The organism is Pseudomonas sp. B21-040, assembly GCF_024748695.1.
Classification (GTDB): Bacteria; Pseudomonadota; Gammaproteobacteria; order Pseudomonadales; family Pseudomonadaceae; genus Aquipseudomonas.
The window spans coordinates 227,611-240,207 of the sequence record NZ_CP087176.1 but is presented as its reverse complement, the minus strand read 5'-3'; the positions used below and the strand labels follow the sequence as shown (position 1 = coordinate 240,207).

Below are 12,597 nucleotides of genomic sequence, written 5' to 3'. Positions count from 1 at the left end.
CGCTCCTACAAATCGCCGATCACTTGGTGGCGGCGCCATCCGGAACGAACACGTAGCCCACGCCCCAGACTGTCTGGATGTAACGCGGCTTGGACGGATCGGGTTCGATCATCCGGCGCAGACGGGAGATCTGCACGTCGATGGAACGCTCCAGGGCATCCCACTCGCGGCCACGGGCCAGGTTCATCAACTTGTCGCGGGTCAGTGGCTGACGCGCGTTCATCACCAATGCCTTGAGGACCGCAAACTCACCGGTGGTGAGCATGTGCACTTCGTCGCCACGCTTGAGTTCGCGGGTCGCCAGCGACAGTACGTAATCACCGAAGGTCACGCTTTCGTCTTCGCTGCCCGGTGCTCCCGGCACAGGTGTCGACTGACGACGCAGGACCGCTTTGACGCGGGCCATCAGCTCATCCGGGTTGAACGGCTTGGCCAGGTAATCGTCGGCGCCCAGTTCCAGGCCCTTGATACGGCTCAGCTCATCGCCCTTGGCGGTCAGCATGATGATCGGAATCTGATTGTTCGCGGCGCGCAGGCGGCGGCAGGCGGTCAAGCCGTCTTCGCCGGGCAGCATCAGGTCGAGGACGACCAGGTTGAACACTTCACGCGACAGCAGACGATCCATCTGCTCGGTGTTGGGTACGGCGCGGGCGCGGTAGCCCTTGCTGACGAAAAAACGCTCCAGCAGGCTGCTGAGGCCCGGATCGTCGTCAACAATAAGAATTTTTTCGCCTTCAGCAGTGTTTGCAGTGCTGCTCATTAGATGCTCCTTTGATCTCGGCGCGCATTATGGCGTAGCTGCCGTTATACGCACCGTGTGCATTGTTAGCAGATTTTTCCTCCACCGCCAGTAAACCGGCCATTCCCCTTCCCGCCAGCGATGCCCCGGAATGCGCGAACGCTGGTTATAATGCGCGGCGTTTTGTGTCAGGCAACATCAGACAGGTACTACAGGCAGGCGCTATTTATTTTCCTGCCGCCCGCAGTAATTGTTCGATTTCACGGGTCAATGGGGTGCCCTTTGATCCAGGCAGCGGCGCAGGCCAGGCCGCTCAACCAGACTCGCAGAGCCTCTATCTCTGCGCCTGCGAGCCTGCTTTCACAATTTGTCAGGTGGTTTTATGGACAGCATCAACAGCCGCATCGCCGAGGAACTCGGTGTACGCCCACAACAGGTCGAAGCGGCCGTCGCGCTACTCGATGAAGGCTCTACCGTTCCCTTCATCGCCCGTTACCGGAAAGAAGTGACCGGCAGCCTCGATGACATCCAGTTGCGTCATCTGGAAGAGCGTCTGCGCTACCTGCGAGAACTCGACGAACGGCGCATCAGCATCCTCGCCAGCATCGAAGAGCAAGGCAAGCTGACCCCGGCACTTGAGCGCGATATCAAACTCGCCGACACCAAGACCCGCCTCGAAGACTTGTACCTGCCGTACAAGCAAAAGCGCCGCACCAAGGGCCAGATTGCCCTGGAAGCCGGCCTCGGCGAACTGGCTGACGGCCTGTTCAACGATCCATCCCTGACGCCCGACGCTGAAGCCGCACGCTTCGTGAATGCAGAAAAAGGCGTGGCCGATGTGAAGGCCGCCCTCGAAGGCGCCAAGTACATCCTCATGGAGCGCTTCGCCGAAGACGCCGGTTTGCTGGACAAACTGCGCAGCTACCTAAAGCAGGAGGCTACCCTCAGTGCCCGCGTTATCGCTGGCAAGGAAGAGGAAGGCGCCAAGTTCCGCGACTACTTCGAACACGACGAACCGCTGAAAAGCATGCCGTCGCACCGCGCGCTGGCAATTTTCCGTGGCCGCAACGAAGGCATTTTGAGTTCGGCCCTGAAAGTCGGTGACGAACTGCCGGGCACCATGCACCCGTGCGAGGGCATGATCGGCCAGCAATTCGGTATCCAGAACCAGAACCGCGCCGCCGACAAATGGCTGGGCGAAGTGGTGCGCTGGACCTGGAAGGTCAAGCTCTACACCCACCTTGAAACCGACCTGCTGGGTGAGCTGCGCGACGGTGCGGAAACCGAAGCGATCAACGTGTTCGCGCACAACCTGCATGACTTGCTGCTGTCGGCTCCAGCCGGCCCGCGCGCGACACTGGGCCTCGACCCGGGCCTGCGTACCGGCTGCAAGGTCGCCGTGGTCGATGCCACCGGCAAGCTGCTGGACCACGCCACCGTTTACCCGCATGTGCCGCACAACAAGTGGGATCAGACCCTCGCGATTCTCGCCGCCCTGTGTGCCAAGCATTCGGTCGATCTGATCGCCATCGGCAACGGCACCGCCAGCCGTGAAACCGACAAGCTGGCCGCCGAGCTGATCAAGAAATACCCAGCGATGAAGATGACCAAAGTCATGGTCTCCGAGGCCGGTGCATCGGTTTACTCGGCGTCGGAACTGGCTTCCAAAGAATTCCCGGACCTGGACGTATCGATCCGTGGTGCGGTGTCGATTGCCCGTCGCTTGCAGGATCCACTGGCTGAGCTGGTGAAGATCGATCCGAAATCCATCGGTGTCGGCCAGTACCAGCACGACGTGTCGCAGCTGAAACTGGCGCGTGGCCTGGACGCGGTCGTCGAAGACTGCGTGAACGCCGTGGGCGTCGACGTCAACACCGCCTCCGTGGCGCTGCTGGCGCGCATCTCCGGCCTCAACGCGACCCTGGCACAGAACATCGTCAGCCATCGCGATGAACACGGCGCGTTCAAAACCCGTGCGGCATTGAAGAAAGTCGCGCGTCTGGGCGAGAAAACCTTCGAACAGGCCGCCGGTTTCTTGCGCGTGATGAACGGTGACAACCCGCTGGATTCCTCGGCCGTTCACCCGGAAGCCTATCCGTTGGTGCAGCGCATTGCCGCTGAAACCGACCGTGACATCCGTTCGCTGATTGGCGACGCCAGCTTCCTCAAGCGTCTCGATCCGAAGAAGTACACCGACGAAACCTTCGGTCTGCCAACGGTCACCGACATCCTGCAAGAGCTGGAAAAACCCGGTCGCGACCCGCGTCCCGAGTTCAAGACCGCCGAGTTCCAGGAAGGCGTCGAAGACCTCAAGGACCTGCAACTGGGGATGATCCTCGAAGGCGTCGTCACCAACGTGACCAACTTCGGTGCGTTCGTCGACATCGGCGTGCATCAGGACGGCTTGGTGCACATCTCCGCGCTTTCGGAGAAGTTCATCAAGGACCCACGCGAAGCGGTGAAGGCCGGTGACGTGGTGAAGGTGAAAGTCATGGAAATCGACATCCCGCGCAAACGCGTGGGCCTGTCGATGCGCATGAGCGACACCCCGGGCGAGAAAATCGACGGCGCTCGCGGTGCACGTCCGGGGTCGGCGCCACGCCAGTCCCAGAACACCGCACCGCGTAAGGAAACCACAGCTGCCGCACCGAGCAACAACGCCATGGCGTCGCTGTTCGCCAACGCCAAGCAGTTGAAGAAACGCTGATGGACATCCCCGCCGGGTACACCGAAAGTGCCTTTTTCAAGCTGCTGGGCTGTCGCTTGCACAGCCTGGAAACCGGGGTGGCGCACGTCGCCCTGGTGCTTGAGCCCGAGTTGCGCAATCGCGCTGGCAAGCTGCACGGCGGGGCCTTGTTCAGTCTGGTGGACATTGCCATGGGGCTGGCCTGTTCCAGCGCCCACGGCTTTGACCAGCAGAGCGCGACCATCGAGTGCAAGATCAACTACATCCGCGCGGTATCCGACGGCGAAGTGATGTGCACGGCACGGGTGATTCACCCGGGCCGACGCACATTGGTGGTCGAAGCCGATGTGATGCAGGGCGACAAACTGGTCGCAAAAGCGCAAGGCACGTTCGCTGTCCTGTAGCTAGTCGTCATCAATTTGAGTTAATTTCAGCGCTGTGACAGCAGCGTCGGAGTTTCCTGTGGGAGCGGGCTTGCCCGCGAAAAGGGAGTGTCAGTCAACATCAAGTCGTCTGACACACCGCCTTCGCGGGCAAGCCCGCTCCCACAGGGATTGCGTTTCCTTCGCGTGCATCTGCCAGATTCAAGGATTGAAGCCGGTGGCTCCACAGGGGCTTTGAGAGCCCGAAAAACCAGGCGAAAACGCCAGTTTTAACTTCACCCTTGTAGACCGTCCTGCCCACCCCCATATTGGGGCGACTGACGCGTGAAGGAATCCAACTTGAGCGAACTTCTCAACCGCCGCCTGGCCCTGCTTGGCGAGCGCGCTAACCTCTCTCTGCTCGAACAGTGCCTTCACGGCATCGAACGTGAATGCCTGCGCGTGACCGGCGAAGGTCGCCTGGCGCAAACGCCGCACCCGGAAGAATTGGGTTCCGCGCTGACCAACGAACAGATCACCACCGACTATTCCGAGTCGCTGCTGGAGTTCATCACTCCGGCCCTGCCCGACCCGGCGGACACGTTGGCGAGCCTGGACAAGATTCACCGTTTTGCCTACAGCAAGCTCGGCAACGAGTACCTGTGGAGCCCCTCGATGCCGTGCCCGTTGCCGGCCGAGGAAGACATCCCGATTGCCTACTACGGCACGTCCAACATCGGGCAGCTCAAGTACGTGTATCGCAAGGGCCTGGCCCTGCGTTACGGCAAGACCATGCAGTGCATCGCCGGGATCCACTACAACTTTTCCCTGCCGGAAAAGCTCTGGCCGCTGCTCAAGCAAGTTGAAGATTTTGTTGGCGACGATCGCGACTATCAGTCAACGGCCTACATCGCCCTGATCCGCAACTTCCGCCGCTACAGCTGGCTGCTGATGTACCTGTTTGGCGCCTCGCCCGCACTGGACGCCGGCTTCCTGCGTGGTCGCTCGCACCAGTTGGAACAACTGGACCCGGACACCTTGTACCTGCCGTACGCCACCAGCCTGCGCATGAGCGACCTGGGTTACCAGAGCAACGCCCAGGCCGGCTTGACGCCGTGCTACAACGATCTGTCGAGCTACACCGATAGCCTGCGCAAAGCGGTCGCCACACCGTATGCACCGTATGTCGAGATCGGCACGCATCAGGACGGTGAGTGGGTTCAGCTCAACACCAACATTCTGCAGATCGAAAACGAGTACTACTCCAACATCCGCCCGAAGCGCGTGACCTACACCGGCGAACGGCCGATTCAGGCGCTGGTGGCCCGTGGCATTCAGTACGTTGAAGTGCGCTGCCTGGACATCAACCCGTTCCTGCCAATGGGCATCGATCTCACCGAGTCGCGTTTCCTCGATGCGTTCCTGCTGTATTGCGCGCTGAACGACAGCCCGCTGCTGACCAACACCAGTTGCGGCAACGCGACGTCGAACTTCCTCAGCGTGGTCAAGGAAGGTCGTCGTCCGGGCCTGCAACTGCAACGGGATGGCCAGCCGGTTGACCTGAAAGAGTGGGCGGGCGAGCTGCTGGAAAAAATCGCTCCGCTGGCCGCACTGCTCGATCAGAGCCATGGCGGAGATGCGCACAGCAAGGCGCTGGATACGCAAATGGCCAAGGTCCAGGATCCGTCCCTGACACCGTCGGCCCAGGTGTTGGCATCGATGGCTGAGCACAAGGAAAGTTTCGCGCAGTTCTCCTTGCGTCAAAGCCAGGCCCATGCCGAGTTCTTCCGCAGCGAGCCATTGGCGGCGGATGAGCAGGCCAAGTTTGAAGAACTGGCGCGTTCGTCGCTGGCCCAGCAGGTTGAGCTGGAACAGAACGAAGTCGGTGATTTCGACGTGTTTGTCGGCGCGTATCAGGCGAGCATTTTGGCAATCAGTAACTAAACGCTGACTTCTGCCTGATCGTTCCCACGCGGAAGCGTGGGAACGATCAAGCGATTTGCAGCGACGCCCTTAACGTTTTCCTCTCATAAGCTAATTCGAAAAAGTTATTTATTTTTGAATTCTTAGATCATTTAGTCTCTTTATCACGCCGACACTCGGTCGCCGGATAAGGAGCTTCGCAATGAAACTGACCTTCCCACTTCGCTTGCTGGCGGCCGCCACTCTGGCTGCAGCGAGTCTGTTTGCCCAAGCCGCTGACGTTACCGTTGCCTACCAGACCACCGTGGACCCGGCAAAAGTTGCCCAGGCCGACGGCGCCTACGAAAAAGCCACCAAAGCCGATATCAGCTGGCGAAAATTCGACAACGGTGCCGACATCATTGCCGCCATCGCCTCGGGTGACGTGCAGATCGGCTACCTCGGTTCCAGCCCCCTGACGGCGGCGATCACCCGCAAAGTGCCGGTGGAAACCTTCCTCATCGCCACCCAGATCGGCGCTGCCGAAGCGCTCGTCGCGCGTGACGGCTCCGGGATCAAGACACCGCAGGATCTGATCGGCAAGAAAATCGCCGTGCCATTCGTTTCCACCGGTCACTACAGCCTGCTGGCTGCGTTGAAGCACTGGAACATCGACCCGTCGAAAGTCACCGTCCTCAATCTGGCTCCACCCGCGATCATTGCTGCGTGGAAACGCGGTGACATTGACGCCACCTACGTCTGGGATCCAGCCCTGGGTGTCGCCAAGGAAAACGGCAAAGTACTGATCACCTCCGGCGAACTGGCCAAGTTCGGCGCACCAACCTTCGATGCCTGGATCGTGCGCAAAGACTTCGCCGAGAAGCACCCGGAAATCGTCACTGCGTTCGCCAAAGTGACCCTGGACGCCTACGCCGACTACCGCAAAGACCCGAAAGCCTGGCTCGCCAACCAAAGCAACGTCGACAAACTGGTGAAGCTCTCCGGCGCCAAGGCCAGCGACATTCCATTGCTGCTGCAAGGCAACGTCTACCCGCTGGCGGCTGACCAGGTGATCACCCTCGGCGCACCGACCACCAAAGCCATCACCGACACCGCCGCGTTCCTCAAGGAACAAGGCAAGGTCGAAGCCGTGCTGCCGGACTACGCACCGTACGTCAACGCCAAGTTCATCACCAACTGATCGGGAGTTAACCGCAATGGCCTTGCTACAGCTGGAGCGCATCAGCGCACAGTACCCCGGTAGTCCGGAACCGGTACTGGCGGATATTTCCCTGAGCCTGGGGCCCCAGCAGTTGCTGGTTGCCCTCGGCCCGTCCGGCAGTGGCAAGACTTCGCTGTTGAACCTGATCGCCGGTTTTGTCGAGCCCAGTGCCGGGCGCATTACCCTCGACGGCGTGCCGGTCAAGGGCCCGAGTGCCGAACGCGGCGTGGTGTTTCAGGACGACGCGTTACTGCCTTGGCAGGACGTATTGGCCAACGTCGGTTTCGGTCTGGAGCTGGCGGGCGTTCCTCGGGACAAACGTGAAACCCGCGCGAAGGAAATGCTCGCGCTGGTCGACCTTACCGGTTTCGAAAACCGTCGCATCTGGCAGCTCTCGGGCGGCCAGAAGCAGCGTGTCGGCCTTGCCCGCGCATTAGCCGCCGACCCTCGCGTCTTGCTCATGGACGAGCCCTTCGGCGCTCTCGACGCCTTCACCCGCGAACAGATGCAGGAGCTGTTGCTGCAAGTCTGGCGACGTACCGCCAAGCCGGTGTTCCTGATTACCCACGACATTGAAGAAGCAGTCTTCCTCGCGACAGACCTGATTCTGCTGGCGCCCAATCCTGGGCAAATCGTCGAGCGCCTGAGCCTGGATTTCGGCCAACGTTATGCGGCCGGCGAGTCGGCGCGGGCGATCAAATCCGACCCGCGCTTTATCGAAACCCGCGAACACGTGCTCGCCAAAGTATTCTCCCAACGCAGCGCCGCCCAGCGGCAGGAGCGCGCATGAGCAGCTATGAAATTCCGGCCGTGACGGTGAAACCGAGTTCGACGGTGATTCCGGTTCGTCGCAGTTTGAGCACCCGCTGGATCAGCGTGCTGACACTGGTGGCGCTCGTGATCCTCTGGTGGGCCGTCACGGCCACGGGGATGATCGAACCGTTGTTCCTGCCGCCACCATCCGCCGTGCTGCAAAAGGGTTGGCTGCTGGCGACTTCCGGCTACATGGATTCGACGTTGTGGCAGCATTTGGGCGCGAGCCTGAGCCGTATCGGCCTGGGCCTCGGCTTTGCCGTGCTGACCGCTGTGCCGGTGGGGATCGCCATCGGCCACAACCGCATCGCTCGCGGCATTCTCGATCCGCTGATCGAGTTCTACCGCCCGATTCCACCGTTGGCGTATCTGCCGCTGATCGTGATCTGGTGCGGCATCGGTGAGTTGTCGAAAGTCTTGCTGATCTACCTGGCGATTTTCGCCCCGATTGCCATCGCTACCGCGACCGGTGTGCGCACTGTCGACCCAGCCAAGTTGCGTGCAGCGCAGTCGCTGGGTGCAACCCGCGCGCAGTTGATTCGTCATGTGATTCTGCCGAGTGCCTTGCCGGATATTCTGACCGGCGTGCGCATTGGCCTGGGCGTGGGTTGGTCGACCCTGGTCGCCGCCGAATTGATCGCCGCCACTAGCGGTTTGGGCTTCATGGTGCAGTCGGCCGCGCAGTTCCTGGTCACCGATGTGGTGGTGCTGGGGATTCTGGTGATTGCCCTGATCGCCTTCGCCATGGAAATGGGCCTGCGCGCCCTGCAACGCAAACTGGTGCCGTGGCATGGCCAGGCCCATTGAAAATCGCCTTTTGAAAACCCTTGCAGGAGTGAGCCTGCTCGCGATTGCAGAGTGTCAGACAACGATGTTGTGAATGACACACCGCTATCGCGAGCAGGCTCACTCCTACAAATGCTCGACACCACGAATTTGAAGAGAACCACCATGAGCTACCTGACCATCGTCCCCCTCAGTTCTGCCCTCGGTGCGCAAATCAGCGGCGTCGATACCAGCCAGCCACTGAACCTGGAACAGCGCGATGCCATTGAGCAAGCGCTGCTCAAGCATCAAGTGCTGTTCTTCCGCGACCAGCCGATCACGCCGCAGCAGCAGGCACGATTCGCCGCCCATTTCGGCGACCTGCACATTCACCCGATCTACCCCAACGTACCGGAACAACCGGAAGTGTTGATCCTCGACACTGCCGTCACCGACGTGCGCGACAACGCGATCTGGCACACCGATGTGACCTTCCTGCCGACCCCGGCCATGGGCGCAGTACTCAGCGCCAAGTTGCTGCCGGAGTTTGGCGGTGACACGTTGTGGGCCAGTGGGATTGCGGCGTATGAAGCATTGTCCGCGCCGATGAAGTCCTTGCTCGAAGGGCTGACCGCCACCCACGATTTCACCCGTTCGTTCCCGCTTGAGCGTTATGGCAATACGCCCGAAGCGCTGGCCCAGTGGGAAGAGGCACGACGCAAGAATCCGCCCTTGTCGCACCCGGTCATTCGTACACACCCGGTGAGCGGGCGGCGCTCGTTGTTCGTCAATGAAGGGTTCACGTCGAAGATCAACGAACTGTCGGACACCGAGAGCGAAGCGGTTCTGAAGTTCTTGTTCGCCCATGCCACACGGCCGGAATTTACCATTCGCTGGCGCTGGCAGAAGGATGATGTGGCGTTCTGGGATAACCGCGTGACCCAGCATTACGCGGTGGATGACTACCGCCCGGCGCGGCGGGTGATGCAGCGGGCGACGGTGTTGGGGGATGTGCCGTTTTTCCGGTAACCCCTGAAACCCGATCATTCCCACGCTCTGCGTGGGAATGCAGCCCGGGACGCTCCGCGTCCCCTCCAAAGCCGAACGCGGAGCGTCCGCTGAGACATTCCCACGCGGAGCGTGGGAACGATCAGTGCTCGCTCACTCAGCAGTTGAAGGCTTCTCCCAAAGATTGATCCCACCCTCTTGGGCGAACCGATCAATCTCCGCCAGTTCTTCCGCGCTGAAGCTCAACTTTTTCAACGCCCCGACGTTCTCGATAATCTGCTCCGGCCGGCTAGCACCGATCAACGCCGAGGTCACCCGAGGGTCGCGCAATGTCCAGGCCAACGCCAATTGCGCCAGACTTTGCCCACGACGCCTGGCGATTTCATTGAGCCCACGCACATGGGCGATGTTGGCTTCGGACAGGTGCGACGACTGCAACGAACCACCCCCCGGACGATTGACCCGCGCATCCTTCGGAATGCCGTTGAGGTATTTGTCGGTCAACAGGCCCTGCGCCAATGGGGTGAAAGCAATCACGCCGGTGCCGAGTTCGTCGGTGACTTCCAGCAGGTCCTTTTCCACCCAACGGTTGAGCAGGTTGTACGCCGGCTGATGAATCAGCAGCGGCACTTTCCACTCTTTCAACAGCGCCGCCATCTCACGGGTTTTCACCCCGGAATAGGACGAGATGCCGATGTACAACGCCTTGCCTTGTTGTACAGCGGTCGCCAGTGCACTGGCGGTTTCTTCCAGTGGTGTGTCCGGGTCAAAGCGGTGCGAGTAGAAAATGTCCACATAGTCCAGGCCCAGCCGTTGCAGGCTCTGATCCAGGCTGGCCAGCACGTATTTGCGCGAACCACCGCCCTGCCCGTAAGGACCGGGCCACATGTCCCAGCCAGCCTTGCTGGAGATGATCAGCTCATCGCGATACTGCTTGAAGTCTTCACGTAGCAATCGGCCGAAATTGATCTCGGCACTGCCGTACGGCGGGCCGTAGTTGTTGGCCAGGTCGAAGTGATTGATGCCCAGGTCGAACGCCGTGCGCAACAACGAACGCTGGGTGTCGATCGGCGTACTGTCGCCGAAGTTGTGCCACAGTCCCAGGGACAACGCCGGCAGCACCAGACCGCTGCGCCCCACGCGGCGGTAAGGGATGGAGTCGTAGCGGTTTTCGGCAGCGGTGTAGGTCATCGAATCCTCTCTTGTCGGTCTTGAATGTGGTATCGACTGCTTCGCAAGCGGCCAAGCATACGCCCGGACAAGCGCCGATAAACCTCGGACTCGAGAAAATGCTGAAACGTTTCACATATTTCGATTCATAAACGTTTACGCCGACAATTCTCTCAGCGCAGCAGCCGCCAAAAATCCCGATCTTGAGCTATATCGCCGGTCGCGGCTGACTGTCTGGTCGATACGCTCAAGCAACTGTTCAGGCAACGTGGCATTGAAGCGCACTGATTTGCCGAAATAAGGCGTGATATCAAACTCGACCACTCCCCACACACCGCCCGCGTAATCCGGGTTATCGAGGTGAGCATCGATTTCACGCACCTGCGGCAGCGGATCACCATCGGCCACCAGACCTTCATAGTGCAAAGACAACGCTTCTTTTACGTTTTCAAATGCCTGCGCCACAGTACCGCCTGCGGAGAAGCAGCCCGGTACGTCCGGGATAATCACTCCGTATTCTGAGTCGGCATCCTTATGCAGAACGACCGGGAATTTCATTTCGGTAAGTCCTTCCTGTGATGTGGCCTCATCGAGGCTCGCGTTTCCGACGTCGGGCCTCATTTCAGACCCGCCTGTTTCAATATGCTGTTGATCGTCCCTTTTGGAAGATCCGAATCAGGGTGCTTGATCGTTACCCTGCCTGACTTATACAAATGCTTGTACTGATGGTGGCTGCCTTTTACGGCCACCAGATACCAACCATCCTCCTCGATCATCCTGATCATTTCCCGACTTCGCATCACCTTCGTCCTTGTGGGCAGCATCTGCCGAGCACATTACGCGATGACCGCAAGACTTATACACACGATACACACTCTGATAAATATTAGCGGAATGCAAGCCGGTCAGAGTGGCCGTAGACCACCGGCTACCCCGCCCCCGCAAACACCTCCCCCAACCAATCCACAAACACCCGGACCCGTGGCGACATGTGTCGGTTGTGCGGATACAACACGGAGACCGGCATCGCCGGTGGCGGCATGTCGGTGAGGACTTCCTGTATCAGTCCTTGGGCAATCTGCGTTTCCATCCGGTAATGCGGGCACTGGATCAATCCCAATCCGGCAATCGCCGAGGCGGCGTAGATTTCCGCGCCGAACACTGAAAGCGCGCCGTCAATGGCGACTTCCTTGATCTCGCCGTCCACTCTGAATTCGAACGGAAACAGCTTGCCCGTGGTGCGCGAAACGTAGTTCACCGCACGGTGATGCTTGAGGTCTTCGAGGGTTTTCGGTTCGCCGTATTTGCGTAAGTACGCGGGGCTGGCGCAGGTGATCTGGCGCAGGTTGGCGATGCGTTTACCGACCAGCGCCGAATCCGTCAGCGTACCCGCGCGCAGCACGCAGTCGACGCCTTCGGCAATCAAGTCGACAAAGCGGTCGGATTCGCTGATGGACAGGTCGATGTCCGGGTAGCGCTCCATGAATTGCGGCAAGGCGGGGATCACAAAATTTTTAGCCAGCGTGCCGTGCAGGTCGACCCGTAATCGGCCTTTCGGCGCGCAACCGCGAAACGCCAGCTCGGCCTCTTCCAGCTCCGCCAACAGTTGCACGCAGCGCAAGTAGTACGCCTCGCCGTCCAGGGTCGCACGCACCTTGCGCGTACTGCGCTCCAGCAACCGTGTGCCGAGCCAGGCTTCGAACTGGTTCAGGGTGTGAGTCAACGTTGCGCGGGGCAGGTTCAAGTCTTCGGCCGCCAGGGTGAAGCTGCCGCGCTCGTAGATCCGCACGAACACCTTCATCGCTTTGACTTGATCCACGTGAGCCTCCGATTGTTGGCGATTATTGAACAGTCAAGGCAACTCTCGTGCATTTATCGGCCTGAGTAAACATGTGAAATTGGCCTCACACCCAGCAACCCACCTCATCAG

At 60.1% G+C, this 12,597-nt stretch carries 12 protein-coding genes; 7 read left to right on the top strand and 5 right to left on the bottom strand.

Going from position 1 to position 12,597, the window contains the following annotated elements; genetic code table 11:
- Positions 1-19: 19 nt before the first annotated feature.
- A complete protein-coding gene (gene ompR / locus LOY55_RS01100) occupies positions 20-760 on the bottom strand; it encodes a two-component system response regulator OmpR (protein ID WP_046031308.1) in 741 nt (246 codons plus the stop codon).
- A gap of 361 nt (positions 761-1,121) precedes the next feature.
- On the opposite strand from ompR, the gene LOY55_RS01095 reads away from it, so the two are divergent.
- From LOY55_RS01095 to tauD, 7 genes are all read left to right on the top strand, one after another.
- Positions 1,122-3,446, top strand: a complete 2,325-nt coding sequence (locus LOY55_RS01095) for a Tex family protein (RefSeq protein ID WP_109785298.1) — start codon at positions 1,122-1,124, stop codon at positions 3,444-3,446.
- Complete coding sequence (locus tag LOY55_RS01090; RefSeq protein WP_046031310.1) at positions 3,446-3,829, top strand: PaaI family thioesterase; 384 nt, start codon at positions 3,446-3,448, stop codon at positions 3,827-3,829. Before LOY55_RS01095 ends, LOY55_RS01090 begins: the two co-directional genes overlap by 1 nt.
- A gap of 318 nt (positions 3,830-4,147) precedes the next feature.
- Positions 4,148-5,731 carry a glutamate--cysteine ligase gene (gshA, locus tag LOY55_RS01085; RefSeq protein WP_109785297.1) on the top strand — a complete coding sequence of 528 codons (1,584 nt, stop codon included), beginning with the start codon at positions 4,148-4,150 and terminating at the stop codon, positions 5,729-5,731.
- 181 nt (positions 5,732-5,912) lie between these two features.
- Positions 5,913-6,890: a taurine ABC transporter substrate-binding protein gene (gene tauA, locus LOY55_RS01080; protein ID WP_046031312.1), complete on the top strand. Its 978-nt coding sequence runs from the start codon at positions 5,913-5,915 to the stop codon at positions 6,888-6,890.
- Between the two features lie 16 nt (positions 6,891-6,906).
- Positions 6,907-7,701 (top strand): taurine ABC transporter ATP-binding subunit, encoded by a 795-nt coding sequence (tauB, locus tag LOY55_RS01075; RefSeq protein ID WP_046031313.1) that lies wholly within the window; start codon positions 6,907-6,909, stop codon positions 7,699-7,701.
- Positions 7,698-8,531 (top strand): taurine ABC transporter permease TauC, encoded by an 834-nt coding sequence (gene tauC, locus LOY55_RS01070; RefSeq protein ID WP_077432247.1) that lies wholly within the window; start codon positions 7,698-7,700, stop codon positions 8,529-8,531. The genes tauB and tauC overlap by 4 nt, the downstream gene beginning before the upstream one ends.
- A gap of 144 nt (positions 8,532-8,675) precedes the next feature.
- Positions 8,676-9,518: a taurine dioxygenase gene (tauD, locus tag LOY55_RS01065; protein WP_109785294.1), complete on the top strand. Its 843-nt coding sequence runs from the start codon at positions 8,676-8,678 to the stop codon at positions 9,516-9,518.
- Between the two features lie 132 nt (positions 9,519-9,650).
- Here tauD and mgrA read toward each other — a convergent pair whose 3' ends face one another.
- The 4 genes from mgrA to LOY55_RS01045 form a co-directional block, all read right to left on the bottom strand.
- A complete protein-coding gene (gene mgrA / locus LOY55_RS01060) occupies positions 9,651-10,688 on the bottom strand; it encodes an L-glyceraldehyde 3-phosphate reductase (RefSeq protein WP_223523135.1) in 1,038 nt (345 codons plus the stop codon).
- Between the two features lie 135 nt (positions 10,689-10,823).
- Positions 10,824-11,288, bottom strand: a complete 465-nt coding sequence (locus LOY55_RS01055; RefSeq protein ID WP_177412223.1) for a type II toxin-antitoxin system HicB family antitoxin — start codon at positions 11,286-11,288, stop codon at positions 10,824-10,826.
- Complete coding sequence (locus tag LOY55_RS01050) at positions 11,285-11,467, bottom strand: type II toxin-antitoxin system HicA family toxin (RefSeq protein WP_046031318.1); 183 nt, start codon at positions 11,465-11,467, stop codon at positions 11,285-11,287. Before LOY55_RS01050 ends, LOY55_RS01055 begins: the two co-directional genes overlap by 4 nt.
- Before the next feature lie 128 nt (positions 11,468-11,595).
- On the bottom strand, positions 11,596-12,486 hold the full coding sequence (locus LOY55_RS01045; RefSeq protein ID WP_223523133.1) for a LysR family transcriptional regulator: 891 nt from the start codon (positions 12,484-12,486) through the stop codon (positions 11,596-11,598).
- Positions 12,487-12,597: the final 111 nt, after the last annotated feature.

Coding starts and splice junctions, on each gene's coding strand:
- ompR (WP_046031308.1), bottom strand. CDS start 760: ATGAGCAGCACTGCAAACACTGCTGAAGGCGAAAAAATTCTTATTGTT.
- LOY55_RS01095 (WP_109785298.1), top strand. CDS start 1,122: ATGGACAGCATCAACAGCCGCATCGCCGAGGAACTCGGTGTACGCCCA.
- LOY55_RS01090 (WP_046031310.1), top strand. CDS start 3,446: ATGGACATCCCCGCCGGGTACACCGAAAGTGCCTTTTTCAAGCTGCTG.
- tauA (WP_046031312.1), top strand. CDS start 5,913: ATGAAACTGACCTTCCCACTTCGCTTGCTGGCGGCCGCCACTCTGGCT.
- tauB (WP_046031313.1), top strand. CDS start 6,907: ATGGCCTTGCTACAGCTGGAGCGCATCAGCGCACAGTACCCCGGTAGT.
- tauC (WP_077432247.1), top strand. CDS start 7,698: ATGAGCAGCTATGAAATTCCGGCCGTGACGGTGAAACCGAGTTCGACG.
- tauD (WP_109785294.1), top strand. CDS start 8,676: ATGAGCTACCTGACCATCGTCCCCCTCAGTTCTGCCCTCGGTGCGCAA.
- mgrA (WP_223523135.1), bottom strand. CDS start 10,688: ATGACCTACACCGCTGCCGAAAACCGCTACGACTCCATCCCTTACCGC.
- LOY55_RS01055 (WP_177412223.1), bottom strand. CDS start 11,288: ATGAGGCCCGACGTCGGAAACGCGAGCCTCGATGAGGCCACATCACAG.
- LOY55_RS01050 (WP_046031318.1), bottom strand. CDS start 11,467: ATGCGAAGTCGGGAAATGATCAGGATGATCGAGGAGGATGGTTGGTAT.